Below are 25009 nucleotides of genomic sequence, written 5' to 3'. Positions count from 1 at the left end.
TGCCGAGGGCCGCTTCTACTGAGACTGCTCCGTGGCTACGCGCCGACACCCGTGATCGTCGGGTGGTGGAACGTGTCGCCGAAGACGCGCTCGGAGGCGCCGACCCGGTCGAGGTACGGCGTCAGGCCGCCCATCTGGAAGGGGAAGCCGGCGCCGAGAACCATGCAGAGGTCGATGTCCTCTGCGGCCGCGACTACCTCGCCGTCGAGCATGAGGCGCACCTCACGGGCCAGGCCGTCCTGCAGGGCGACGAGGATCTCATCGGCCGAGCGCGGGTTCTTGCCGCCCGCGACGAGCTTCAGGGCGCCCTTGTCGAAGCCCTTGACCTTGCCCTTGTCGTCCTTGTCGAGCAGCTTGCCGTAGTCGGCGAGCTTGTGCAGGTTCTCGCTGCGGTAGAACCGCTCGGGGAACGCCGCGTGGTGCGTGTCGAGCACGTGCGCACCGACCTTGAGGCCCACGAGGTCGAGCAGCGCCGACGGGGCCATCGGCAGGCCGAGCGGAGCGATCGCCTCGTCGACGGTCTGGAACGAGGTGCCCTCGTCGACCGCCCGCATCGCCTCGCCGAGCAGCACGGCGAGCAGCCGGTTGACGACGAAGCCGGGGGTGTCGGCCGTGATGACGGCGTTCTTGCGCAGGTTCTTCGCCGTCACCATCGCGGTCGAGAGCGTCGCCTCGTCGGTGTGCGGCGTCTTCACGACCTCGATCAGCGGCATGACCGCGACGGGGGTGAAGAAGTGGAAGCCCACCAGGCGCTCGGGGTGCGCGAGCTTCGCGCCGATCTGTTCGACCGACAGCGACGAGGTGTTCGTCGCGAGCACGGCCTCGGGGGAGATGAACTGCTCCACCTCGGCGAAGACGTTCTGCTTGATCTCGAGCTCTTCGAAGACCGCCTCGATGACCCAGTCGCAGTCGGCGAAGTCGGCCTTGTCGGTGGTGCCGGTGACGAGCGCCTTCAGGCGGTTCGCCTCGTCGGGGGAGATGCGACCCTTCTCGAGGAGCTTGTCGATCTCCTCACCGATGTAGGCCACGCCCTTGTCGACGCGTGCCTGGTCGATGTCGGTGATGACCACCGGCACCCGCAGTCGGCGCACGAAGAGCAGGGCGAGCTGGCTCGCCATGTACCCGGCGCCGAGCACGCCGACCTTCGTGACCTTCTTCGCGATCGCCTTGTCGGGCGCTCCGGCGGGGCGCTTGGCCCGCTTCTGCACGAGGTTGAAGGCGTAGATCGAGGCCTGGAGCTGGTCGCCGACGATGAGCTCGGAGAGCACCTCGTCTTCACGTTCGAAGCCCTCGGCCTTCGTGCCGCTCTTGGCGGCCTTCATGAGCTCGAGCGCCGCATACGGCGACTTCGGAACCGAGCCGATACGGCTCTTCAGCATCTTCGTGGCGATGGCGATCGCGGCGTCCCACTTGACGAGGCGCTCGACCTTGCCGGGCTCGTTCGGACGCTTCACCTTGATGCGGCCCGAGACGACGCCGTCGGCCCACTTGATCGAGTCCTCGAGGAACGCGACCGAGTCGAACTTCGCGTCGGCGATGCCGAGCTCCATCACGTCGTCGGCCTTCATCGTGCGGTTCTGCTTCAGCGGGTTCTCGATGACGACCTTGAGGGCGTTCTCGATGCCGATGAGGTTCGGCAGCAGGTAGGCGCCGCCCCAGCCGGGGATGAGGCCGAGGAAGACCTCGGGGAGGGCGACGGCGGGCACCGAGGCATCCACCGTGCGGTAGTCGGCGTTGAGCGCGATCTCGAGGCCGCCGCCGAGGGCGAGGCCGTTGATGAACACGAACGAGGGCACACCGAGTTCGGAGGCCTTGCCGAGTGCGAAGTGGCCGAGCTGGCCCATCTTGCGAGCGGTGTCACGGTCGGGGATCTCGGCGACCTTCGACAGGTCGGCGCCTGCAGCGAGGATGAACGGCTTGCCCGTGATCGCAACGGCGTGGATCTCGCCGGCTGCGGCGCGCGCCTTCAATTCGTCGAGGGTCTTCGCGTACTCGAGCAGCGACACCGGACCGAGCGTGTTCGGTCGGGTGTGGTCGCGGCCGTTGTCGAGCGTGACGAGGGCGAGCGTCTTGCCGCCGGAGATCGGCACGTCGCGCACGAACGAGTGCGTGACGACCTCGTCGTCGGAGAGGGCGGCGAGCGAGTCGAAGTCGATCTTCGTGTAGTCGGTCATCAGGCCTTCTTCGCCTTCTTGTCGTAGTTCGGGTTCTCCCAGACCATGGTTCCGCCCTGGCCGAGGCCGACGCACATGCTGGTGATGCCGTAGCGCACGTCGGGGCGCTCGGTGAACTGGCTCGCGAGCTGGTTCATGAGGCGCACACCCGAGGAGGCGAGGGGGTGGCCGACCGCGATCGCGCCGCCCCACGGGTTGACGCGGGCGTCGTCGTCGGCGATGCCGTAGTGGTCCATGAACGAGAGCACCTGCACGGCGAACGCCTCGTTCATCTCGAAGATGCCGATGTCGTCGATCGAGAGGCCCGCCTTGCGGAGCGCCTTCTCGGTGGCAGGGATCGGGCCGATGCCCATGATCTCGGGGTCGACGCCGGCGAAGGCGTAGCTGACGAGCTTCATCTTCGGCGAGAGGCCGAGTTCCTTCGCAGCGGCGCCGGAGGCGAGGATCGCGGCGGTCGCGCCGTCGTTCAGGCCCGAGGCGTTGCCGGCCGTGATGCGGCCGTGCGGGCGGAACGGCGTCTTGAGGGCGGCGAGGCCCTCGAGCGTCGTCTCGGGGCGCATGACCTCGTCGCGCGTCGCGAGTCCCCAGCCCTGCTCCGTGCGGATGGCGACGGGCACCAGGTCCTGCTGGATCTTGCCCGCGGCGTACGCCGCCGCCGTCTTCTGCTGGCTCGCGAGGGCGAAGCGGTCGCTGCGCTCCTTCGTGAGCTGCGGGAACCGGTCGTGGATGCGCTCGGCGGTCGCGCCCATGACGAGGGCGTCCTCTCCGACGAGGCGCTCGCTGAGGAATCGCGGGTTGGGGTCGACGCCCGAGCCCATGGGGTGGTGGCCCATGTGCTCGACGCCGCCGGCGATGGCGATGTCGTACATGCCGAAGCCGATCGAGCCCGACATCATCGCTGCGGCCGTCATGGCGCCCGCGCACATGCGGTCGATCGAGAAGCCCGGCACGGTCTTCGGGAGTCCGGCGAGGATCGCGGCCGTGCGGCCGAGGGTCAGGCCCTGGTCACCGGTCTGGGTCGTCGCGGCGATGGCGACGTCGTCGATGCGGTCCTTCGGGATGTTCGGGTTGCGCTCGAGGAGTCCGACGATCGCCTTCACGACGAGGTCATCGGCACGGGTGTTCCAGTACATTCCCTTGTCGCCGGCCTTGCCGAACGGGGTGCGGACCCCGTCGACGAACACGACTTCAGCTTGATCAGCCACGCTGCAGCTCACTTTCGGTCAGGATGCTTCGATCCTACGAACGCCGCTGAGGGGCGCTGAATCGCTTGACGGAATCTACGAAGCGTCGGAGGTGGCATCCTCGACGGATTGTGCCGCCTCGACAAATGCATCGGCGATTCTCTGTGAGGTTGCGGCAACCTGCCACCGGCGAGCACCGAGCGTCAGCAGCGCCTCGCCGACCGCATCGGCCGTGGCGTCTGCGGGCGGCGTCCACGCCACACGGCGCAGGTGGTCGGGGGTGAGGAGGTTCTCGACGGGCATGTTCATCTGCTCGGCGACCTCGGTCACCGCCGCCTTCGCGAGCCTGAGGCGTGCATCGGCCTCGGGGTGCCTGGCGGCCCACGCACGCGGCGGGGGAGGTGCGTCGCTCGGCACCCGCACCTGCGGGAGGTCGGTCGTCGCGAGCCCGCGCTCGACGGCGCCCCACCAGCGGTCGAGCTCGGTGCGGCTCGCGCGGCCGTTGAACTCGCGGAGGTCGGCGAGGGCGCGCCGGGTCGACGGCAGCGTTCGGGCGACGGCGAGGAGCGAGGCATCCGGAACCAGGCGACCGGGCGCGACGTCGAGCTCGGTCGCGAGCTCGTCGCGCGAGAGCCAGAGTTCGCGGGCCACGGCGAGGTTGCGCGGGCTTCGCATGGCGTGGATGCCGGAGAGACGTCGCCACGGCTCGGCCGCCGGTGGCTTCGCGGCGCGGTGCAGCACGGCGTCGAACTCCTCTGCCGCGAGCTCGGCCTTGTCGTCTTCCTCGAGCCGCGTGCCGAGTCGCTCGCGCACGTCGACGAGGAGTTCGACGTCGAGTGCCGCGTACTTCAGCCACGACTGCGGCAGGGGACGCGTCGACCAGTCGGAGGCCGAGTGCTCCTTGGCGAGCTTGATGTCGAGGAGCTCCTCGACGACCGACGCCAGACCGACGCGCGGCATGCCGAGGAGGCGCGCGGCGAGTTCGGTGTCGAAGATCCGCTCGGGATCGAGGCCGACCTCGCGGAGGCATGCGAGGTCTTGGCTCGCCGCATGCAGCACCCACTCCTCGGAACCGATCGCGTTCTGGAGCGCCGAGAAGTCGGGGATCTGCGGCGGATCGAAGAGGAAGGTGCCCGAGCCGCGCCGGAACATCTGGATCAGATAGGCCCGCTGCGAGTAGCGGAATCCGCTCGCCCGTTCGGCGTCGACTGCGATCGGCCCCTCGCCGTCGAGAAGCCGCCCCACCGCCTCATCGAAGGCGGCGGGGGTCTCGATCACCTGGAATTCATCCACGGTTCGTCCTCCGACGGGGCAGGGGAGTCACCCCTTCTGATCGGGGCGGCAGTCCTGCGAGCATGCACAACAACTCAGCCCAGCCTTCCACATGCGGGCCGATGGCCGAATCGAGGGGTGTCCATGACGCTCGCAGTTCGATCTGCGCGCCATCGCCCTGGCGGGCGAGCTCCCCGAAGCCGGTGGAGAGGATCTTCGTGGCAGTGCCCGACGCGGCGATGTAGCGCGCACCCCGGGCGTCGAGGGCGTCGACGAGCCATGACCAGGCGACGTCGGCGAGGAACGGGTCGAGGCCGATGTCGGTCTCGAGTGGGGCCTGCGCGAAGCAGACGATGCGGAAGCGGCCGCCCCACGCCTCGGGCTCGCTCTCGTCGTGCAGCAGCACGAACCGGCCGGTGCCGAGTTCGGAATCGTCATGGCGGCTCGGCGAGACGTCGGCCGAGAGCGCGACCGCGTTCGGCGCGAGGGAGCCCGGAGCCGGAATCTCCGAGATGCGCAGCTCCGTTCTGGGGGAGGCGGCCCTCAACGATGCGAGGGCGGCCTCGAACTCGGGAGGAAGCGGAGGCGCTGAGTCGGGCACGAGTGCAGACTAGAGTCTCGGATACGGGGGACGTCGGCGGCACGCCGCGCCACCGGCACACGGTGACTGCTTCGAGAGGAAACGGATGCGTCGAAAGCGCGGTGCAGGTGCCACGATGGCGATCGCGGCCGGCGCCGTGGGGCTCATCGCCGTGACGATCGGGGCGGCGACCGCGGCAACCGCGGTGTTCTTCGCCCGGAAGGTGGTGACGCCGCCCGAGAAGCGCGAGGAAGACGTGCGCATCACGCGCGTCGACCTCGCGGCGGGCGAGATCACCCTGCTCGGCTCGGAGGAGACGCGCATGCGCGGCCGTTACGGGCTCTGGTTCGACCACGACGCGGGTCACGCCAGGATCGGCGATGTCATCGACGACGGCAGCCGCGAGGTGCGGCGCAGCATCGAGTCCGTCGACTTCGGACGACTGGACCGGGCGACCCGCGGCCGCATCAACGGCTGGTACCACCTCGGCCCGTGGGAGCTCGAGATGCCCTACGAGAACGTCGTCGTCGAGACCGGGCTCGGCCCGGCTCCGGCTTGGCTCGTCACGGCTACGGATGACTCGGCGCGATGGGTGATCCAGGTGCACGGCCGTGGGGCGAAACGACCAGAGGCCCTGCGCGCGGTCCCGCCCGCGTACGAAGCGGGCTGGAACTCCCTCCTCATCTCGTACCGCAACGACGGCGATGCACCCGAGAGCGAAGACCGCAGGTACGGCCTCGGCGGCACTGAATGGGCCGACGTGGTCGCCGCGACGCGATTCGCCGTCGAGCACGGCGCCGAGGAGATCGTGCTCATGGGCTGGTCGATGGGCGGCGCCATCTCGCTGCAGGCCGTGCTGCGGTCCGAAGAGGTGCGTGAACGACTCATCGGTGTGATGCTCGATTCTCCCGCGATCGACTGGGCCGACATCCTCCGCTTCCAGGGGCAGTTGAACAATCTGCCGCCCGAGCTGGGCGACCTCGTCGTGCGGGTGCTCGGGGGGCCGTTCGGCAGCGGGCTCACCGGCATCGGTGCGCCCATCGACGTCGAGGAGCTCGATCCGATCGCCCGGGCCGACGAGTTCGACGTGCCCATGCTGCTCATGCACAGCGTCGACGACGGGTTCGTGCCGATCGACGGGTCGCGCCGCTTCGCGGCAGCCAGGCCCGACCTCATCGAGTTCGAGGTGTTCGAGGGAGCCCGTCACACGAAGCTCTGGAACGCCGAGCCCGAGCGCTGGACGAGCCTCGTGCGCTCCTGGCTCGAACGCCGGAACGAGCGTGCGGCCCATCTCGGCGACGAGGCCCAGATCGTCGGTTGACGTCGGCCGACGTCGATCGATCGGCGCGCGGCCGTCTTAAGCGGCGACGCGCTCGCGGACCTGCCGCTTGATGCGGCCGAGCATGCCGGTCATGCCGCGAACGCGGAGCGGGGAGACGGCCTCGCCGAGACCGAGCGACTGCGGGTAGTCGGCGGGAACGTCGAGCACCTCATCGGCGGTCAACCCGTCGAGCCCCTGCACGAGGATCGAGGCGAAGCCGCGAGTGGTCGGCGACTCGGCCGGTGCCGTGGCGTGCAGGTGGACCCGGCCGCCTTCGACCTCGACGAAGATGAACACCGGTGACTGGCACTCCTCGACGCGTTCGAACAGGTCGGGGTGGTCGGCATAGCGCTCGGGCAGCTCGGGCAGTTCGTTCGAGAACTCGAGCAGCAGTTGCAGGCGGTCGCGCACCCCGAGGGCGAGGAAGTCGTCGCGGGTCTCGGCGAGTCGTGCGGGCAGGGTCGTCGCGTTCATCGGGATCCATTCTCCCATGTCGTTCGGCGACCCCGCCCGTCGTCGCGTCAGCGGGTGGGCGCGTCGCCGCGTGCGTCGCCGGTGACGATCGGCACGCGCACGGCGCTGCCCCACTCGGTCCACGAGCCGTCGTAGTTGCGCACCTTCTCGAAGCCGAGCAGGTGGTTCAGCACGAACCACGTGTGGCTGGAGCGTTCGCCGATGCGGCAGTACGCGATGATGTCGTCGCCGTCGGCGAGGCCGACCTCGTCGCGGTAGATCGCGTCGAGTTCTGCGCGCGACTTGAAGGTGCCGTCGGCGGCGGCGGCACGCGCCCAGGGCACGGATGCCGCGGTCGGGATGTGACCGGCGCGCAGGGCGCCCTCCTCGGGATAGGCGGGTGCGGTCGTACGCTCACCGCTGTATTCCTCGGGGGAGCGCACGTCGACGAGCGGATTGCCGAAGTGGGCCAGCACGTCGTCCTTGTACGCGCGCACGACGCTGTCGTCGCGCTCGACGACGGGGTACTCGACGGGCGTCACCGCGGGAGCTGCCGTCGTGAGCTCGCGGCCCTCGGCGATCCACAGGTCGCGGCCGCCGTCGAGGAGGCGCACGTCCTCGTGGCCGAAGAGGGTGAAGACCCAGAGGGCGTAGGCGGCCCACCAGTTGTTCTTGTCGCCGTAGATCACGACGGTCGTGTCGCGGGCGATGCCCTTCGAGCCGGCGAGGGCGGCGAACTGCTCGCCGTCGACGTAGTCGCGCACGACGGGGTCGTTGAGGTCGAGGTGCCAGTCGATCTTGACGGCGCCCGGGATGTGCCCGGTCTCGTAGAGCAGCACGTCCTCGTCGGATTCGACGACGACCAGCCCCGGTTCGCCGAGGTGCTCGGCGAGCCATTCGGTGGTGACGAGACGCTCGGGGTGCGCGTACTCGGCGAGCTTCGCTGCGGCGTCGAACTCGGCGGACATGGGGTACCTCCTGGGATCGCCTGGTCGGGCGGGGTGTTCGGGGGAGCGGACTAGGCTGATCACCTGTCCACCACGAATCTACGCGGCGAACGGGGCGAAGTCAGCAGCCCCGTCATCCGATGCAACAGATGCACACCGGGAGCTCCTCCAGCATGACCACGGCATCGAGCCAGCCACTCATCCGTCTCGTCGAGAGGAACCCGTCGATCTCCGGCGCCGAGATCGCAGCAGAGCTCTCTCCGCCGCCGCAGTTCGAGCACGCGTCGTTCGAGTCGTACCGGCCCGACCCCGACTTCCCGTCGCAGCAGGCGGCGCTCGACCGATTGAAGGAGTTCGCGGGCGCCTGGCGTGCGGCGCAGCGCCCTGGCGGATTCTTCTCCCGTAAGCGCCCCGCACGCATCGAGCTGCCGGGCGTCTACCTCGACGGCGGGTTCGGCGTCGGCAAGACCCACCTGCTCGCCGCGCTCTGGCACGTGGCGCACGGCCCGAAGTACTTCGGCACCTTCATCGAGTACACGGCCCTCGTCGGCGCCCTCGGCTATCAGCCGGCCGTCGAGCTGCTCCGGGGCGCGAAGCTCGTCTGCATCGACGAGTTCGAGCTCGACGACCCGGGCGACACGATGCTCATGACGCGGTTCCTCGGTGAACTCATGGCGGGCGGCACCCGGGTCGCCGCGACCTCCAACACGCCGCCGAACGCTCTCGGCGAGGGCCGGTTCGCCGCCTCCGACTTCCTCCGCGAGATCCACGCGCTCTCGTCGAACTTCGAGACCCTCCGCATCGACGGACTCGACTACCGTCGCCGCGACACCGAGGGTCACGCCGAGTCTCTCGCGGGCGACGCCGATGTCGCGCGCACGGCGGCAGCCCTCGCCGAACGAGGTCACCGCGTCTCCCTCGACGGCTTCGACGATCTCATCGCGCACCTCGCGACCGTGCACCCCTCGAAGTACGTCAAGCTCGTCACGGGGCTCGAGTTCATCGCCCTCGAGGGCGTGCACGAGCTCACCGACCAGAACGCGGCGCTGCGGCTCGTCGCCTTCATCGACCGCGTCTACGACGCCGAGGTGCCGATCATCGCGAGCGGCCTGCCGCTCGACGAGGTCTTCGCCGCCGACATGATGTCGGGCGGCTACCGCAAGAAGTACCTCCGGGCGATGTCGCGCATGATCGCGCTCACGACCGGCGAACTGCCACCGCACGACTGAACCCGGCGCGAGTTCCCGCTCACGCGTTCCCGCGCGCGCGCGATTCACATCGCTTCACCGGCGCTGCGAAACGTGCTGTTTACCTGCGGGCTCCGCACGTAACAGACGCGAAACAGTAGACGGTCCCGCTCGAAACGTCCTCTCGTGAAACTTGGCGACACAGGTTCCCCCGCCTGTATTCCTGAGAGAGGTTCGAGATGGATCAAGGCAACACCGCGTTCCTGTTGATCATGGCGGCCCTGGTGCTGCTCATGACCCCCGGACTCGCGTTCTTCTACGGCGGACTCGTGAAGGCGAAGAGCGTCATCAGCATGATGATGATGAGCTTCGGTGCGATCGGCCTCATCGGCGTCCTGTGGGTGCTGTACGGCTACGCGATCGCCTTCCCGGGCGCTGAGGGTCTCGTCGCCCCCTGGTCCATCGACTGGTCGGCCATCGGCCTGACGAGCCTGCTCGAGACGCCCGAGGGTGCCGCATACCCGCCGCTCGCCTTCGTCGCCTTCCAGGCGACTTTCGCGATCATCACGGTCGCGCTCATCTCCGGCGCCATCGCCGACCGTGCGAAGTTCGGCGCGTGGATGGTCTTCGCCGCCGTCTGGGCGACGATCGTCTACTTCCCGGTCGCGAGCTGGGTGTTCAACTTCGGTCTCGACCCCGAGACCGGCGACTTCGCGTACGGCGGCTGGATCACCTACGGCATGCAGGAGGTCTTCGGCACTGGGGCGCTCGACTTCGCCGGTGGCACCGCGGTGCACATCAACGCCGGTGCCGCTGCGCTCGCCCTTGCGCTCGTGCTCGGCAAGCGCGTCGGCTTCTCGAAGGGCGCGCACGTGCCGCACAACCCGCCGTTCGTCCTGCTCGGTGCCGGCCTCCTGTGGTTCGGCTGGTTCGGCTTCAACGCCGGTTCGGAGCTCGCGGCAGACGGCACAGCCGCCCTTGCCTGGGTCAACACGCTCGCAGCCCCGGCAGCTGCGCTGCTCGCCTGGCTCCTCGTCGAGAAGATCAAGGACGGCAAGCCCACCTCCGTCGGCGCCGCGTCGGGCGCAGTCGCGGGTCTCGTCGCGATCACCCCGGCCTGCGCCTTCCTGACGCCCGGATGGGCGATCCTGCTCGGCGTCATCGCCGGTGCTGTCTGCGCCCTCGCGATCGACCTGAAGTTCAAGTGGGGCTTCGACGATTCGCTCGACGTCGTGGGCATCCATCTCGTCGGCGGACTCATCGGAACCCTCTACCTGGGCCTGTTCGCGACCGACAAGGGCCTCTTCACGGGCGGCGACGGCACGCAGCTCCTGGTGCAGGCGATCGCGGCGCTCTCCGTGCTGGCGTACTCGTTCGTGCTGGCGTATGTCATCGGCTTCATCATCCAGAAGACGATGGGCTTCCGAGTGACGAACGAAGACGAGATCGCAGGCGTCGACACCGTGCTCCACGGTGAGGACGCGTACAAGCTCGAGACCGTCTGAGCCTGACGGATCACCGCGAGGGCGGTGGGGTAGTGTGCCGGTGTGTCAGACACCAATCGCTTCCTCACCGCCCTCGTCCGCGTCGTCGGGGCGCTGCTCGGGTCTGGGGCATCACGGTCGTCGGTCGGCCAGTCAGGCCCGCAGACGGGCCGTACGACGCGAACAGCGGATGCCCCCGAGCGGTCGTCGACCTCGACCGACACGCTGTCTCCGGGGCAGGCGGGGGAGTCCGCCACGATCGAGGTCGACCCGCGGCGGTTGCGCGGCGTCGATCTGGGCTATGCGCCGTCGCGCGACGGCGAGCCCGATCCGGGCGAGGTCGTGTGGACCTGGGTGCCGTACGAGGAGAACGACGGGCGCGGCAAGGATCGGCCCGTCGTCGTCGTCGCGGCATCCGGCGCAGGTGACTACCTGGCGGTGCAGCTGACCAGCAAGGCCCACGACGGCGATCGCGACTTCGTGTCGCTCGGCGCCGGGGCGTGGGACGGCGAGGGGCGACCGAGCTGGGCTCGAATCGACCGGGTCTTCCGAGTGCGCGCAGGCGGCATGCGCCGCGAGGCGGCGTCGCTCGACGCCGAGCGCTACGGCCGCGTGGCTGCCGCGCTCGATGCGCGGTACGGCTGGCGCTGACGCGTTCGCGAACGGGCTCGCACTTGAGAGAGCCCGTCCGTGCTCGGCGGCGCTCGTGTCAGGCGCGTGGTGGCCGATGCAGGCCGAACGGCGACCCTTGGTCGTCGCGGCAGAGGCGGAACTCGCCGAATGTGGCTGCAGTCTCCTCGTCGTCACCACCGGGGAGTGATTCGATCGTGCCCCCGAGTCGTTCGACGGCGGCGACCGCCGCGTCGAGGTCGTCGACCCTGAAGAAGACGTACGGCGCGGCGCCCGGGTCGCCGCCGTGGACGCCTGCGGGCACGCCGGCGCCGGAGATGGCGTAACCATCGCCGCCTGGCCCCGATTCGAACGACCAGCCGAAGAGCTTGCCGTAGAAGCTGCGTGCGGTCATGGCATCCGCAGCCCCGAACTCGATGAACGACACTTCGCCTGACATGGTTCCCCCTCGCCTCGACGCGTGGACACGGCACACGGTAGTCGGCGGCGGGAGCGGCCACAACGGGTTGACCCGGTGACCGGCGCAGTTCCCGGAAACGAAGAAAGCCCCCTGTGGAGAGGGGGCTTTCGTGGGCGATGCCGGGCTCGAACCGACGACCTCTTCCGTGTGAAGGAAGCGCGCTACCAGCTGCGCCAATCGCCCATGTGGGATTCGCGAGTCACACGAGGTGACCGCGGACTCGATACTAGCCGACCGCACGGGGTGAATGCACATCGAGCGATCGCGGGGCGGTCGGAGTGGGCCCGGAGCAGCCTCGAACCCCCTCGACACGCCCGGGATGCGGGCGTGGATTCGGCCCGTGATCAGCGCGAATCCGCTGCCCGACCCCGTCAGTTTGTGAATCGTTCAGGGAATCAGTTAGAGTCTTCATGCACGCAGAAATGCGAGCAACGCGGATGTGGCGCAGTGGTAGCGCATCACCTTGCCAAGGTGAGGGTCGCGAGTTCGAATCTCGTCATCCGCTCTGATCAGGATGGGGCGAAAGCCCCATTCCTGTTCTTTTGGTGGTGAACCCAGACACGGTGGATTGGCCGAGAGGCGAGGCAGCGGCCTGCAAAGCCGTATACACGGGTTCGAATCCCGTATCCACCTCCAAGCTGAGAACTTCCATTCTCGACTTGGGCGATTGGCGCAGCGGTAGCGCGCTTCCCTGACACGGAAGAGGTCACTGGTTCGATCCCAGTATCGCCCACACACAGCCCCCGGTTCGCCGGGGGCTTTTTCGTGTCCGCCCGGCTTCGCCGACGTCTGCCCGGCCCGGTGGAGGCACCGGGCCGGGCAGACGTCCGCGTCACGTCCGGAAGCTCACCATGGCGACGGCGCCGCCGGTGCGACCACGGGAGGCCGGTCGTCGCACGTGATCGTGTTCGGCAGTTCCCACGGGGCGAGCCAGGGGCCCGTGGTGTTCACGCCGCTCGAGTCGTTTCCGCCGAGGTCGACGATCGAGAACTCGGAACCGGTGGGCGGGAAGTTGAACGACCCGCAGTTGTTCACCCCGACGGCGCCCACGTTGCGGGCGTCGACGTTCTCGAAGCTCGCGGAGCCAGCCACCCTGGCGCTCAGCACCGAGGTGCCGGTGCCGTCGATTCGGGTGTCGGCGAAGTGCACGCCGTCGATCCGGTAGAGATCCTTCACCGGCCAGTCGGCGACGAGCATGATCGCGTTGTAGGTGCTGTCGAGGAAGTGATTGCCCACCACCTGGATGTCGGCTTCGATCGACTGGTCGAGCGCGTAGAGCCAGATGGCTCCGAGTCCGATGTTCCAGTTCAGCTCGTACGTTCCGGCTCGTACGGTGGTGTTGTCGGTGATCCACAGATGACCGGTGAACGCTTCGGCGCCGAAGCGCGAACCGATGTGGATGCCGCTGCCCTCGCGGATCGGATCCGCGACGAGGTTGTTCGACACGGTGTTGTCGGTGCCGCCGTAGATGGCGATGCCGTTGGCGAGGGTCGGCGTCTGCACGGTGTTGTGATCGAAGGTGTTGCCGCTGTTCTCGGAGTTCTCCGACCACATGGCGAGTCCGTCGTCTCCCGTGTTGCGGACGAAGTTGTTCGTCACGGTCGAGTCCGTCACCCCGGTGTGGAAGTTCAGCGCGTCGGCGATCTGGTCGACGATGATGTTGTCCTTCACTGTGAGGCCGTTCATCGGCCCGTCGAACCACATGCCGACCTTCGTGTGCCGGATGTGGAGCCCCTCGATCGTCGAGTCGCTCATCGCGCCGCCGATGCCGTTCACCTGGTCGGTGTCGATGCGCTCACGCACGTCGCCCTCGATGGCGAAGCCGGAGAGGTGCACGTTGGAGCTGCCGCCTGCCGCGGCATCCTTCCCGTAGAAGCCGACACCGGTGTGCACGGAGCCGTCGGGTGCCGGCTCGGCGAGCGCGACCTCCCGGCCCGTGATCGTCGTGTACCAGCTGCCGGCCCCCTCGATCGTGACGTCGTCGACGATGATGTGCCGATCCACGCGGAACGTGCCCGGCGGTACGTAGACGGGCAGGTCGTGCTTCTGTGCGAACGCGATCGCGCGATCGAACGCCTTCGCGGAATCGCGACGACCGAACGGATCCGCTCCGAACAGCAGCACGTTCGCCGCCTTCACTCGCACGTGCGGCCGCGCGACCTGCTCGGTGTCGATGAGGTCGATCGTCGTCGACGCGGCGGTGGTGCCCGCGGGGGCGGTGAGCCGGATGACGTCGCCCGCACGGTAGGTCTTGCCGAGAAGCATCCGCTGCTCGTCGTAGAAGTGCATCGGACGGAACGGCTTCGCGACCTCGAACCCATCCCCGGGCACGCAGCCGCACTCGGTGATCCACCAGTCGGGATGCAGGAGGCCGGCGTTCGGGTCGTTCGTGAACGGGTACTGGTTGTACAGCCATGCGAACTCGGACGTGAGCGTCATGGTGCGCTTGTGGCCGCCGTTGACGGTGATGTCGAGCGGAGCCCGGATGCCGCCGCCGTTCGGTGCATCAGGGATGCTGTAGCGCACGGTGACGGCATTCGCGGCCGCCGGGAGCGTGAACTCGACGTGCTGACCCGGCGCGAGCTGCACCGCGCTCCGTCCCGAGGCCTCTGCGGGCAGGGTGTAGGCGGTTCGGTCGGGCCCGATGACCGTGCCGTTGTGGGTCGCCGACTCCGCCTCCTGTTCGAGGAACGCGACGGATGCTCCTCGACCTTCGACGAGCGCCGGGTCGAGCGCCGCGCGCGTCACGACCGGACTCGGCGACGTGTTCGGCGCCGCAGTCGCTGCCAGGGGGCCGCCTGCGACCGCGCCGAGCGTCAGCACGCCGGTGAGGAAGATCGCGAGCCGTGCGGATCGCGAGGCGCGCCGCAACGGTGGGAAGGGGATCGTGCTGCGCGGCATCGTCGACTCGTCTCCTCGTGGTGGGTGCGCGTCATCGGGCACCGGGGCGGGCGAGGTGCCCGCCGGGTGAGCCGACTGTACGGCGCGGCCGAACCGCGCCACAAGGTCGTGCGAGGGAATGTCATCGAAAAGTCGAGTTCTTGCGAAACCTCGCGGAAGCGAGTGAAACTCCGGTCGCGTCCTGACGCGAACTTTCACGGATCGCGCAAGCCGGGTCGCGACGCCGACCCGGAGATCACCCGGTCTGCTCGAACACGAGCGGGGGGTAGGTGATGCGGGTCGTGTACCAGGCCCACGACTCGCCCGCCGTCTGCTCGATGGCGGCCCAGCCGCCGTATGCGGGCAGGTTCTTCAGGGTGAGGCTCACGGTCTGCTTGCCGTTCACGCTCCTGGGTCCCGCGCCGACGACTGTCCCGGATGCCGCATAGCCGCTCGCGTTCAGCGTCACCGGGGCACCGGATTCCACCGAGAAGGTGCAGACGTAGGTGCCCACGCCGGTGATGCCGTAGGCGGCCGGCTCGAAGTGGATGGAGACCGCGGGGTTGCGTGTCGGCGACTCGCGGCGATCGAACCCGGCGTACGGCGTCGCGGCATCGGTCTGCATGATCGTCGGGCGGATCAGGGTGAGGTTCGTGCGACCCTTGCCGACGGTGTGCACGGGGGAGAGGAAGTCGATCGGCGCCCAGAAGATCGGGCCGAGCACGAGCTCGCCGACCCGGTACTTCTCGGCCCACTCCTCGAGGCGGATGTCCGGCTCGAAGTCGGCGAACTCGACGACACGCTCGTCGAACTCGCTGCGAGAGCCCAGTTCTTTCGATGTCTCATACATGAGCAAAACTCTAGAACGGTGAGGCGCGAGCCGTCTCAGGGGCAGCACGGAGGTGCCGAGCGGGCGTGCTCACGGCGACTACAGTTGAAGGGTTCTGTAGACCGATTTCAAGGAGTGGATCCAGGTGGCCGACGGCTTCGAGCTCTTCACCGACCGTTCCGTTGTCGCAATGCGCGTCAACGGCGAGCTCAAGGACCTCGCCACGACGGTCACGGAGGCCGACGTGGTCGAACCCGTCACGATCGACTCGCCCGACGGACTGAACATCCTGCGCCACTCGGCGGCGCACGTGCTCGCGCAGGCGGTGCAGACGGTGAACCCCGAGGCGAAACTCGGCATCGGCCCGCCCGTCACCGACGGCTTCTATTACGACTTCGACGTCGCCGAGCCGTTCACTCCCGAAGACCTCAAGGCGCTCGACAAGGAGATGTCTCGAATCATCCGTGCCGGCCAGCGCTTCATGCGCCGGGTCGTCACCGACGAGGAGGCGCGCGCGGAGCTCGCGAACGAGCCGTACAAGCTCGAGCTGATCGGCCTCAAGGGCTCGGCGTCGACGGGCGGCGACAACGAGAACGTCGAGGTCGGTGCCGGCGAGCTCACGATCTACGACAACGTCGACCCGAAGACCGGTGAGACCGTCTGGAAGGACCTCTGCCGGGGTCCGCACCTGCCGAACACCCGCATGATCGGCAACGGCTGGTCGCTCACCCGCATCGCCGCGGCCTACTGGCGCGGCTCGGAGAAGAACCCCCAGCTCCAGCGCATCTACGGCACCGCATGGCCCACGAAAGACGAGCTGCGCGCGTACCAGCACCGACTCGAAGAGGCCGCGCGTCGCGACCACCGCAAGCTCGGCCGCGACCTCGACCTGTTCAGCTTCCCCGAGGAGATCGGCTCCGGCCTCTCGGTGTGGCACCCGCGCGGCGGCGTCGTGCGCATGGAGATGGAGCAGCACGCGCGTCGTCGTCACATCGAGGGCGGCTACACCTACGTGTACACGCCGCACATCTCGAAGGAGGACCTGTTCCTCACCTCGAACCACCTCGTCACGTACAAGGAGGGCATGTTCCCGCCCATCGTGATGGACGAGGAGCGCGACGCCGAGGGCAACATCACCAAGCAGGGCCAGGACTACTACCTGAAGCCGATGAACTGCCCGATGCACATCCTCATCTACAAGGAGCGCGGTCGCAGCTACCGCGACCTGCCGATGCGGCTGGCTGAGAACGGCACCGTCTATCGCAACGAGCTCTCGGGTGCGCTGCACGGTCTCACCCGCGTGCGCGGCTTCACGCAAGACGACTCGCACCTCTTCGTCACTCCCGACCAGCTCGAAGAGGAGGCGACCAAGGTCATCGAGTTCGTCATCTCGATGCTGCGCGACTTCGGCCTCGACGACTTCGAACTCGAGCTGTCGATGCGCGACGACGAGAAGGACAAGTGGATCGGCTCCGACGAGTTCTGGGAGTACTCGACGAACGCGCTCCGCAACGTCGCCCGCTCGAGCGGACTGAAGCTGACCGAGATGCCCGGCGAGGCCGCGTTCTACGGCCCGAAGATCGACCTCAAGACCCGTGACGCGATCGGCCGCACCTGGCAGCTCTCGACGGTGCAGGTCGACCCGAACCTGCCCGAGCGCTTCGGACTCGAGTTCACCGACAGCGACGGCCAGAAGAAGCGGCCGATCATGATCCACCGGGCGCTGTTCGGTTCGATCGAGCGATTCTTCGCGATTCTCCTCGAGCACTACGCGGGAGCGTTCCCGGTGTGGCTCGCTCCCGTGCAGGTCGTCGGCATTCCCGTCGCCGATGACTTCGCGCCCTACCTCGGTGCGATCATCGAGCAGCTGAGGGGCGCCGGTGTTCGTGCCGAGCTCGACGTGAGCGACGACCGCATGCAGAAGAAGATCCGCACGCACACCACCCAGAAGGTGCCGATCCAGCTCATCGCCGGCGACAGCGACCGCTCGGGTGAGACGGTCAGCTTCCGCTTCCGCGACGGCACCCAGGAGAACGGCGTCGCGATCGCCGAGGCGGTCGAGCGCATCAAGCAGGTCATCGAGGAGCGTCGCCAGGTCGTCACTCGCGACGACCTGTTCGCATGAGCGCGTACCAGCCCGACGAGTTCGAGGGCGTGCAGACGGATGCCGCGGCCGACCTGGCCGGAGTGCCCGACGCGTTCCAACGTCTCTGGACGCCCCACCGGCTGGTGTACATCCAGCACGGCCAGCAGCCCGACGAGCACACGTGCCCGTTCTGCCGCGCCCCCGAGATGACCGATGAGCAGTCGCTCATCGTCGCACGCGGAACGCACGCGTACGTGCTGCTGAACCTCTACCCGTACAACAGCGGGCACCTGCTCGTCTGCCCGTACCGCCACATTGCGACGTACGACGAGGCGACGCCCGAAGAGGTCGCCGAGATCGGCGAGCTCACGCAGATCGCGATGCGCGTCGTCAAGCAGGTGTCGAAGTGCGACGGGTTCAACATCGGCATGAACCAGGGCCGCATCGCGGGCGCGGGCATCGCCGAGCACCTGCACCAGCACATCGTGCCGCGGTGGGCGCTCGACTCGAACTTCTTCCCGATCATCGCCGGCACGAAGGCGCTGCCGCGCCTGCTCGGCGAGGTGCGCCAGGAGATCGCCGAGGCGTGGCCCGCCTGAGCGCTCGCTGCGCCGGGGCGGGCCCGTACCGGGCGGATGCGACTCAGCGCACCTGGCGCACGGTGAACTGCAGGCTGGGGTTCGCGTAGTACTCCTGTGCCTCGACGAGCTGCAGTTCGCGCTCGCCCGAGGTGTGCGTGATCGAGAGCAGGTCGAAGACGCTCGACGTGGCGCGAGCGAGGGCGTCGGCCGCATCGCCCGTGCGCCGGTAGTGCGCCGTGAAGAGCGCTGCGGTCACGTCGCCGGAGCCGTTCGCCTTCATCGGCAGCAGCGGCGTCTGCACGATCCAGGCGCCCGAGTCGTCGACGGCGAGCATCTCGATCGTGCCCTCCTCGCGGTCGGGCCGCTCGACGCTCGTCACGAGGACGGTGCGCGGGCCGGTCGCGCGCACCAGATCGACCGACGCGAGCGTCGACTCGAGGGTGTCGGGCTCGGTCTCGGTGAGGAAGCCGAGCTCGAACTGGTTGGGCGTGATGATGTCGGCCGCCGGCACCACGCGGTCGCGCAGCAGGACCGGGATGGCCGGAGCCACGAAGCATCCGGATTTCGCATTGCCCATGACGGGGTCGCAGGCGTACACGGCGTCGGGGTTCGCGGCCTTGACCCGCGCGACCGCATCGAGGATGACGTCGGCGATGCCCTCGCCGCCCTGATAGCCCGAGAGCACGACGTCGATCTGCGGGAACACCCCGCGCTCCTCGATGCCCGTGATGACGTCGCGAACGTCGTCGGGGCTGATCATCGGCCCGCGCCACGCGCCGTAGCCGGTGTGGTTCGAGAAGTTGACGGTGTAGACCGGCAGCACCTCGACGCCGATGCGCTGCAGGGGGAAGACGGCGGCGGAGTTGCCGACGTGACCGTAGGCGACCGCGGACTGGATCGAGAGAATCTTCACCGATCGATCATCGCACCTCCGGCGTCGGTGCTTCGTTCGCGGCGCGGGCGCTAGCGGCGAACCGCTCGAACGGAGGCGCCGAGATCGGCGGCGAGCTTACGCAGGTCGGCGTCGTCGAGGTCGTGCACGGTGAGGCGGAGGTGATCGGATGCCTCGGCGCCGAGTGCGAACTCGTCGCCGGGCCTCGCGAGCCACCCGCGACGCATGAGCTGCTCGGAGACCGCGCGGGCGGGTGCGCCGAGGGGCACCCAGACGTTCAGGCCGTCGCCGGCGTGCGTCGGAATGCCCTCGGCGCTGAGGAGCTCGGCGAACGCGGCGTTGCGAGCTGCGTAGTGCTCGCCCGCCGCCCGGATGCCGGCGGTGACCTCGGGGTCGGTCGCGAGCGCGCGCACGAGCCGTTGCAGCAGGTGGCTCACCCATGTCGTGCCGGGGGTGAGGCGCATGGCGAGCCGGTCGGCGGTCTCGGGGTCGGAGGCCGTGACGGCGAGGCACATGTCGGGACCGAGGAACTTCGACACCGAGCGCACGAGCGCCCAGCGTCGATGCTCGGCGCCGATGAGCGAGTGGTAGGGCAGTTGCGAGAGCAGCGAGTAGTGGTCGTCCTCGATGACGAGCACGTACGGGTGATCGCGGAGCACCGCGCGCAGCTCGGCGGCGCGTTGCTCGGAGAGGCCCGCGCCGGTCGGGTTCTGGGCTCGCGGCGTGCAGATGACCGCGCGGACGCCCTGTTCGAGCGCGGCGCGGAGGCCCTCGACGGTCATGCCCTCGTCGTCGATCGGCACCGGCACCGGCCGATAGCCTGCGACGCGCACCGTATGGATGCTCGTGAGGAAGCACGGGTCTTCGAGGGCGACGGCGTCATCACGTGTGAGCGCCTGGGCGAGCAGTCGCTCGACGGCGTCGCCGGCGCCGCTCGTCACGGTGAGGTGCATCGGGATCTCGGGCGGCAGGTCCGCGCCCATCCACTCCTGCGCCCACCGGGCGAGGTCGGGATCGATGACGGGCTCGCCGTACAGCACCGGGCGACGGGCGATGCTCGCCAGCGCGTGCGAGGGGTCGGGGATGCGGGAGGGATCGGGATTGCCGGTGCCGATGTCGCGGAGGGCGGTGTCGGCGGCGAAGCCCTCCTGCGCGACGGCAGCACCGCCGGCCACGCGAGTGCCGCCGCGGCCGAGGGTGATCACGACGCCCGCGTTCATCAGCTGCCGGTAGGCGGAGACGGCGGTGTTCCGGTTGACGCCGAGATGCTCCGCCAGGGTGCGAACCGGGGGGAGGGCGTCGCCGGGCCGGAGCGCTCCGCGCTCGATGAGCGTGCGCAGGCTGTCGGCGATCTCGGCCGCCGAGCGTCCCTCGATGTCGATGATGTCGAACCGCCCTTCCTCGTGTCTGCGACCATGCTATCTTTTGGCCTAGGACAATAGTTCTGTTCGTCTGTACTGATGCGCGACAACGTGCCGCGCACGTCCGAGTTCTGATGCGCGCCGAAGCGCGCGCTCGTCCGAGAGGATCCCCCTGTGACCGTATCCGAAACGGGTTCGAGCCGCGTGAAGCGCGGCCTCGCCGAGATGCTGAAGGGCGGCGTCATCATGGACGTCGTCACCCCTGAGCAGGCGCGCATCGCCGAGGATGCCGGCGCCGTCGCCGTCATGGCCCTCGAGCGCGTGCCCGCAGACATCCGCTCGCAGGGCGGCGTCGCCCGCATGAGCGACCCCGACCTCATCGACGCGATCATCGCCGAGGTGTCGATCCCCGTCATGGCGAAGGCCCGCATCGGCCACTTCGTCGAGGCGCAGGTGCTGCAGGCCCTCGACGTCGACTACATCGACGAGTCCGAGGTGCTCTCTCCCGCCGACTACGTGAACCACATCGACAAGTGGGCGTTCAACACCCCCTTCGTCTGCGGCGCGACGAACCTCGGTGAGGCGCTCCGTCGCATCAACGAGGGCGCGGCGATGATCCGTTCGAAGGGCGAGGCCGGCACCGGCGACGTCTCCGAGGCGACGAAGCACATCCGCAAGATCTCCTCCGAGATCAACGTGCTGCGCTCGATGACGAAGGACGAGCTGTACGTCGCTGCGAAGGAGCTGCAGGCGCCCTACGAGCTCGTGCTCGAGGTTGCGGAGACCGGCAAGCTCCCGGTCGTGCTCTTCGTCGCCGGCGGCGTCGCCACGCCCGCGGATGCCGCGATGATGATGCAGCTCGGCGCCGACGGCGTGTTCGTCGGCTCGGGCATCTTCAAGTCGGGCAACCCCGAGGCGCGTGCCGCCGCGGTCGTGAAGGCCACCACGTTCTACGACGACCCCTCGGTCGTCGCACAGGTCTCGCGCGGCCTCGGCGAGGCCATGGTCGGCATCAACGTCGCCGACCTCGCCGCACCGCACCGCCTCGCCGAGCGCGGCTGGTGATCACCAACCTCAGGAGCGGTTCCCTCGATGCGGGGCGGTCGGCTTCGGCCGGCCCCCGCGTCGGGGTGCTCGCCCTCCAGGGGGACTTCCGCGAGCATGCGCATGTGCTCGCCACGCTCGGCGCCGACGTCTCGCTCATTCGCCGCCCCGAGGAGCTCGACGCGATCGAGGGTCTCGTGATCCCCGGCGGCGAGTCGAGCGTCATGGACAAGCTCGCGCGAACCTTCGGGTTGCAGGCGCCGCTGAAGGCCGCGATCGCCGCGGGGCTTCCCGTCTACGGCACGTGCGCCGGGCTCATCATGCTCGCCGACACGGTGCTCGACGCGATCGCCGGCCAGGAGTCGCTCGGCGGCCTCGACGTCGTGGTGCGCCGCAACGCCTTCGGCTCGCAGAACCAGTCGTTCGAGACCGATCTCGACATCCCCGTGCTCGGCGAGGTGCCGGTGCATGCCGTGTTCATCCGCGGGCCCGTCGTCGAGTCCGTCGGCGACGGCGCGACGCCGCTCGCGACGCTCGACGACGGCCGGGTCGTCGCGGTCGAGCAGGGCAACCTCATCGGCACGAGCTTCCACCCCGAGATCACGGGGGAGCACCGCTTCCACGAGTACTTCCTCGCGAAGGTGCGCACCCGGGCCTGATGCATCGGGCTGCGTCACCCGGCTGAGCGAACGTTCAGGCGTCTCCCGCTTCGTCGTCGAAGAACGGGAGCGAGCCGAGTGCGGCGGTGCGGATCGCCGTGGCGTCGAATCGGATGCGGCGTTCCGGCATTCCCGCGCCCTGCCATTCAGCGACGAGCTCGAGGACGCCGTCGGCGGGCAGCGGCCAGAGCCAGAGCTCGACCGTGCCGTCGAAGCGATCGTCGCTTCCACCGGAAGCGCCGCCGCGCACGATCAGCGACGGTCCGGTGAACGGCTCGTCAGCAGCTGACGTCCACCACGGAACGTTCCCGTCGCTGCGCGCGATGCCGCCGTCGTCGGCGATCGTACCGAAGCGGAGCGCCACGTCGCCGGGGGCTTCGAACGGCGCGTGGTGGCCGGTGCCGGAGGTGACCGCCGCCCGCCAGCCCTCGTCGCTGCGGGTTCCGCGGCGCAGCGCCCACTTCGCGGTGATCGCGCAGCCGTTCGAGTAGGCGGTGATCCCCGTCACGGCGAGCACGGTGTCGGTGGTTCGCTCGAGGAACGCGGTGAACACGATCGGCACGCCGAGCTCGTCGGGAGGCTGCACCCACGCCGGTGCTGCCGGCACGGCCGTGCGTTCGGGCTCTGCGGGATCCGGCAATCGGCTGAAGAACACGGCCCCTCCTCGCGTCCGGCGATCGAAGCGCCGGCTCGCACCGAGCCTTCCACGCCGGTCGTTCCCGCGACAAGCGCCGCCGGGCGATGCGCGTGGTCGGTCGTGCTCGCTAGGGTCGCAGCATGGTCGACTACATCGCACTGCTCCGCGGCGTCAACGTCGGCGGAATCACTGTGAGATCCGCAGATCTGCGCGAACTGTTCGAGGGCCTGGGGTTCGGTGGAGTCCGCACGGTCCTCGCGAGCGGCAACGTCGTGTTCGAGAGTTCCGCGAAGGAGTCGCACGGGGCGCTGAAGGCGCGCATCGAGCAGGGGCTCCGCGACCGGTTCGACTACGACGCGTGGATCGTGCTCGTCACCCGCGACGAGCTGGCGCGCGCCGTCGACGATTTCCCGTTCGACGCTGAAGACGAACGACGTCAACCATGGGTGATCTTCGCCTCCGATTCCGCCGTCATCGAAGAGCTCGTGGCGTTCGCCGGCGAGGCGGACCCCGACGTCGATCCGATCGCGCAGGGGGAGGGCGTCGTGTACTGGAACCCCGTGAAGGGCACGACGGTCGACACGGCGTTCGCGAAGCTGCTCGCGAAGACCAGGTTCAAGCCGACGACCACGAACCGCAACCTCCGGACCCTTCGGAAGATGCTCGGCTGAGCCCAGTCCCGGCCTTCCCGAGTACGCCGGAGTTCAGGGGAGGCACCGAGTGCAAGCGCGGGTCGTCACGGGGGCGGGAGGCCGCGGCATCCGCTTCGCTGTCTTCCCATGACCACTCGACTCCCCAGTTCCGGCGCTCCCGGCGCTCCCGGGGCTCCCGACGCGCCTCGGACGACCTGCCGCAGCGATGAGATCGTGCTCATCCACCGCATGTTCCGTCGCCTCTTCGGCGAAGCGCCCGCGCTCGTGCGCGAGGTCGTGCCCGGTGATACGCCGCGGGCGGCCTTCCTCTCCAAGCACCTGCACGGCCTCACGAAGCTGCTTCACGTGCACCATCACGCGGAAGACGACTTCTTCTGGGACCGGATGAGCGAACGAGCACCCGCGTGCGGGCTCCACGTCGCCCTCATGCGGTCGCAGCACCAGAACGTCTCCGACCAGCTCGACGCGATCGACGTGCTCATCGACGGCTGGACGGCGAGTGGTGCCGATGCAGCGGCGGCCGAGCGCCTGGCGACGGCACTCGACGAGGTCGACCGGAGCCTCGCCGTGCATCTCGCCGATGAGGAGCGCGAGGCGTTCCCCGTGCTCGACGCGGTGCTCTCCGAGGCCGAGTGGGACGAGATCTCCGCCCACGCGCAGCGCGAGAAACCGCCGTTGCCGCTGTTCCTGCTGCTGGGCCTCATGATGGCGGCCGTCCCGGAGACCGAGCGCGCCGCGTGGATGGACCGCGAGCTGCCCGCGCCCATGCGGGTCGCCTACCGGCTGTTCGGCCGTCGTCGGTACGAGCGCGCCCTCCGCCGACTGCATCCCGTGCCGCGGAAGAGCGTGGAGGTCGGGCGCCGCTGACCTAGAATGGTGGCGCGCGAGCCGCGACCCGGCCCGCGAGAGGATTCGATTCAGGAGACGCATGTCCGGGCATTCCAAGTGGGCGACGACCAAGCACAAGAAGGCGATCATCGATTCGCGCCGTGCGAAGTCGTTCGCGAAGCTCATCAAGAACATCGAGGTCGCCGCGAAGATGGGCGGCGCCGATCTCTCCGGCAACCCGACCCTGGTCGACGCCGTGCAGAAGGCGAAGAAGACCTCCGTCCCGAACGACAACATCGATCGCGCGATCAAGCGCGGCGCCGGCCTGACCGGTGAGTCGATCGAGTACACGACGATCATGTACGAGGGCTACGGCCCCAACGGCGTGGCGCTGCTCATCGAGTGCCTCACCGACAACAAGAACCGTGCGGCCGCCGAGGTGCGCACGCTCATGTCCCGCAACGGCGGCACCATGGCCGACCCGGGGTCCGTCGCGTACAACTTCGCGCGCAAGGGCGTCATCGTGGTCGCCAAGACCGACGGTCTCAGCGAAGACGACGTGCTCGGCGCGGTGCTCGATGCCGGCGCAGAAGAGGTGACCGACGAGGGCGAGACCTTCGAGGTCATCACCGAGGCATCCGACATGGTCGCCGCGCGCACCGCGCTGCAGGAGGCGGGCATCGACTACGACTCCGCGGATGCCGCGTTCGTGCCGTCGCTCAAGGTCGAGATCGACGCCGAGACCGCCCGCAAGGTGTTCCGTCTCATCGACGCGCTCGAAGACAGCGACGACGTGCAGAACATCTACAGCAACTTCGACCTCACCCCCGAGGTGCAGGCCGAGCTCGAAGCGGAGTAGCCGATCGC

At 68.8% G+C, this 25009-nt stretch carries 23 protein-coding genes and 4 tRNA genes; 14 read left to right on the top strand and 13 right to left on the bottom strand.

Annotation, left to right across the window (positions count from 1 at the left end; all coding sequences use genetic code 11):
- Positions 1-35 precede the first annotated feature (35 nt).
- From ACFCVM_RS02530 to ACFCVM_RS02515, 4 genes are all read right to left on the bottom strand, one after another.
- Positions 36-2174 (bottom strand): 3-hydroxyacyl-CoA dehydrogenase NAD-binding domain-containing protein, encoded by a 2139-nt coding sequence (locus tag ACFCVM_RS02530; protein ID WP_375833461.1) that lies wholly within the window; start codon positions 2172-2174, stop codon positions 36-38.
- The gene (locus ACFCVM_RS02525; protein WP_375833459.1) at positions 2174-3379 is read right to left on the bottom strand and encodes a thiolase family protein; all 1206 of its coding nucleotides are present in this window, start codon (positions 3377-3379) and stop codon (positions 2174-2176) included. Before ACFCVM_RS02525 ends, ACFCVM_RS02530 begins: the two co-directional genes overlap by 1 nt.
- A gap of 75 nt (positions 3380-3454) precedes the next feature.
- Positions 3455-4651: a ribonuclease D gene (locus tag ACFCVM_RS02520; RefSeq protein WP_375833456.1), complete on the bottom strand. Its 1197-nt coding sequence runs from the start codon at positions 4649-4651 to the stop codon at positions 3455-3457.
- Positions 4644-5231, bottom strand: a complete 588-nt coding sequence (locus tag ACFCVM_RS02515; RefSeq protein ID WP_375833453.1) for a DUF3000 domain-containing protein — start codon at positions 5229-5231, stop codon at positions 4644-4646. The genes ACFCVM_RS02520 and ACFCVM_RS02515 overlap by 8 nt, the downstream gene beginning before the upstream one ends.
- Before the next feature lie 85 nt (positions 5232-5316).
- Here ACFCVM_RS02515 and ACFCVM_RS02510 point away from each other — a divergent pair, with 85 nt between their 5' ends.
- Complete coding sequence (locus ACFCVM_RS02510; RefSeq protein ID WP_375833450.1) at positions 5317-6531, top strand: alpha/beta hydrolase family protein; 1215 nt, start codon at positions 5317-5319, stop codon at positions 6529-6531.
- A gap of 36 nt (positions 6532-6567) precedes the next feature.
- On the opposite strand, the gene ACFCVM_RS02505 is transcribed toward ACFCVM_RS02510, so the two are convergent.
- Entirely contained in the window at positions 6568-7005 is a 438-nt protein-coding gene (locus ACFCVM_RS02505) for a SufE family protein (RefSeq protein ID WP_375833448.1), read from the bottom strand.
- A 47-nt stretch (positions 7006-7052) separates the two neighbouring features.
- Complete coding sequence (locus ACFCVM_RS02500; protein ID WP_375833445.1) at positions 7053-7952, bottom strand: sulfurtransferase; 900 nt, start codon at positions 7950-7952, stop codon at positions 7053-7055.
- A gap of 152 nt (positions 7953-8104) precedes the next feature.
- Here ACFCVM_RS02500 and zapE point away from each other — a divergent pair, with 152 nt between their 5' ends.
- From zapE to ACFCVM_RS02485, 3 genes are all read left to right on the top strand, one after another.
- A complete protein-coding gene (gene zapE / locus ACFCVM_RS02495; RefSeq protein WP_375833442.1) occupies positions 8105-9160 on the top strand; it encodes a cell division protein ZapE in 1056 nt (351 codons plus the stop codon).
- 197 nt (positions 9161-9357) lie between these two features.
- Positions 9358-10623 carry an ammonium transporter gene (locus ACFCVM_RS02490; RefSeq protein ID WP_375833439.1) on the top strand — a complete coding sequence of 422 codons (1266 nt, stop codon included), beginning with the start codon at positions 9358-9360 and terminating at the stop codon, positions 10621-10623.
- 42 nt (positions 10624-10665) lie between these two features.
- On the top strand, positions 10666-11253 hold the full coding sequence (locus ACFCVM_RS02485; protein WP_375833436.1) for a type II toxin-antitoxin system PemK/MazF family toxin: 588 nt from the start codon (positions 10666-10668) through the stop codon (positions 11251-11253).
- Between the two features lie 58 nt (positions 11254-11311).
- On the opposite strand, the gene ACFCVM_RS02480 is transcribed toward ACFCVM_RS02485, so the two are convergent.
- Together ACFCVM_RS02480 and ACFCVM_RS02475 are read right to left on the bottom strand one after the other, a co-directional pair.
- Entirely contained in the window at positions 11312-11671 is a 360-nt protein-coding gene (locus ACFCVM_RS02480; RefSeq protein WP_375833434.1) for a VOC family protein, read from the bottom strand.
- Between the two features lie 131 nt (positions 11672-11802).
- A tRNA-Val gene (locus tag ACFCVM_RS02475) sits at positions 11803-11875 on the bottom strand.
- A gap of 250 nt (positions 11876-12125) precedes the next feature.
- Here ACFCVM_RS02475 and ACFCVM_RS02470 point away from each other — a divergent pair.
- From ACFCVM_RS02470 to ACFCVM_RS02460, 3 genes are all read left to right on the top strand, one after another.
- Positions 12126-12197, top strand: a tRNA-Gly gene (locus tag ACFCVM_RS02470).
- A 57-nt stretch (positions 12198-12254) separates the two neighbouring features.
- A tRNA-Cys gene (locus ACFCVM_RS02465) sits at positions 12255-12328 on the top strand.
- Between the two features lie 25 nt (positions 12329-12353).
- Positions 12354-12425: transfer RNA gene (locus ACFCVM_RS02460), tRNA-Val, on the top strand.
- A gap of 113 nt (positions 12426-12538) precedes the next feature.
- Here ACFCVM_RS02460 and ACFCVM_RS02455 read toward each other — a convergent pair.
- Positions 12539-14593: a glycosyl hydrolase family 28-related protein gene (locus ACFCVM_RS02455; RefSeq protein WP_375833432.1), complete on the bottom strand. Its 2055-nt coding sequence runs from the start codon at positions 14591-14593 to the stop codon at positions 12539-12541.
- A 235-nt stretch (positions 14594-14828) separates the two neighbouring features.
- Positions 14829-15422 (bottom strand): hypothetical protein, encoded by a 594-nt coding sequence (locus ACFCVM_RS02450; RefSeq protein ID WP_375833429.1) that lies wholly within the window; start codon positions 15420-15422, stop codon positions 14829-14831.
- A 169-nt stretch (positions 15423-15591) separates the two neighbouring features.
- On the opposite strand from ACFCVM_RS02450, the gene thrS reads away from it, so the two are divergent.
- Positions 15592-17526, top strand: a complete 1935-nt coding sequence (thrS, locus tag ACFCVM_RS02445) for a threonine--tRNA ligase (protein WP_375836628.1) — start codon at positions 15592-15594, stop codon at positions 17524-17526.
- Positions 17523-18086 carry an HIT domain-containing protein gene (locus ACFCVM_RS02440; RefSeq protein WP_375833427.1) on the top strand — a complete coding sequence of 188 codons (564 nt, stop codon included), beginning with the start codon at positions 17523-17525 and terminating at the stop codon, positions 18084-18086. The genes thrS and ACFCVM_RS02440 overlap by 4 nt, the downstream gene beginning before the upstream one ends.
- Positions 18087-18129: 43 nt before the next feature.
- On the opposite strand, the gene pdxY is transcribed toward ACFCVM_RS02440, so the two are convergent.
- Together pdxY and ACFCVM_RS02430 are read right to left on the bottom strand one after the other, a co-directional pair.
- Positions 18130-18981, bottom strand: a complete 852-nt coding sequence (gene pdxY, locus ACFCVM_RS02435) for a pyridoxal kinase PdxY (RefSeq protein ID WP_375833424.1) — start codon at positions 18979-18981, stop codon at positions 18130-18132.
- 50 nt (positions 18982-19031) lie between these two features.
- Positions 19032-20345 (bottom strand): aminotransferase class I/II-fold pyridoxal phosphate-dependent enzyme, encoded by a 1314-nt coding sequence (locus ACFCVM_RS02430; protein ID WP_375836626.1) that lies wholly within the window; start codon positions 20343-20345, stop codon positions 19032-19034.
- Between the two features lie 150 nt (positions 20346-20495).
- Here ACFCVM_RS02430 and pdxS point away from each other — a divergent pair, with 150 nt between their 5' ends.
- Both pdxS and pdxT read left to right on the top strand, forming a co-directional pair.
- Complete coding sequence (gene pdxS / locus ACFCVM_RS02425) at positions 20496-21386, top strand: pyridoxal 5'-phosphate synthase lyase subunit PdxS (protein WP_332063205.1); 891 nt, start codon at positions 20496-20498, stop codon at positions 21384-21386.
- Complete coding sequence (gene pdxT / locus ACFCVM_RS02420; RefSeq protein WP_375833420.1) at positions 21383-22024, top strand: pyridoxal 5'-phosphate synthase glutaminase subunit PdxT; 642 nt, start codon at positions 21383-21385, stop codon at positions 22022-22024. The genes pdxS and pdxT overlap by 4 nt, the downstream gene beginning before the upstream one ends.
- 34 nt (positions 22025-22058) lie before the next feature.
- Here the strand turns inward: pdxT and ACFCVM_RS02415 are convergent, their stop codons facing one another.
- Positions 22059-22679: a hypothetical protein gene (locus ACFCVM_RS02415; RefSeq protein WP_375833418.1), complete on the bottom strand. Its 621-nt coding sequence runs from the start codon at positions 22677-22679 to the stop codon at positions 22059-22061.
- Between the two features lie 122 nt (positions 22680-22801).
- Between ACFCVM_RS02415 and ACFCVM_RS02410 the strand changes: the two genes are divergently transcribed.
- The 3 genes from ACFCVM_RS02410 to ACFCVM_RS02400 all read left to right on the top strand — a co-directional run bounded on the left by ACFCVM_RS02410 (position 22802) and on the right by ACFCVM_RS02400 (position 25001).
- Entirely contained in the window at positions 22802-23332 is a 531-nt protein-coding gene (locus ACFCVM_RS02410; protein WP_375833415.1) for a DUF1697 domain-containing protein, read from the top strand.
- A gap of 108 nt (positions 23333-23440) precedes the next feature.
- Positions 23441-24181 (top strand): hemerythrin domain-containing protein, encoded by a 741-nt coding sequence (locus ACFCVM_RS02405; RefSeq protein WP_375833412.1) that lies wholly within the window; start codon positions 23441-23443, stop codon positions 24179-24181.
- Between the two features lie 61 nt (positions 24182-24242).
- The gene (locus ACFCVM_RS02400) at positions 24243-25001 is read left to right on the top strand and encodes a YebC/PmpR family DNA-binding transcriptional regulator (protein ID WP_375833410.1); all 759 of its coding nucleotides are present in this window, start codon (positions 24243-24245) and stop codon (positions 24999-25001) included.
- Positions 25002-25009: the final 8 nt, after the last annotated feature.

The sequence above is a fragment of the Agromyces sp. NPDC056389 genome (assembly GCF_042262385.1).
In the GTDB taxonomy this organism is placed as follows: Bacteria; Actinomycetota; Actinomycetes; order Actinomycetales; family Microbacteriaceae; genus Agromyces.
The sequence above is the reverse complement of the archived record's forward strand: the minus strand, read 5'-3'. Positions and strand labels throughout refer to the sequence as shown.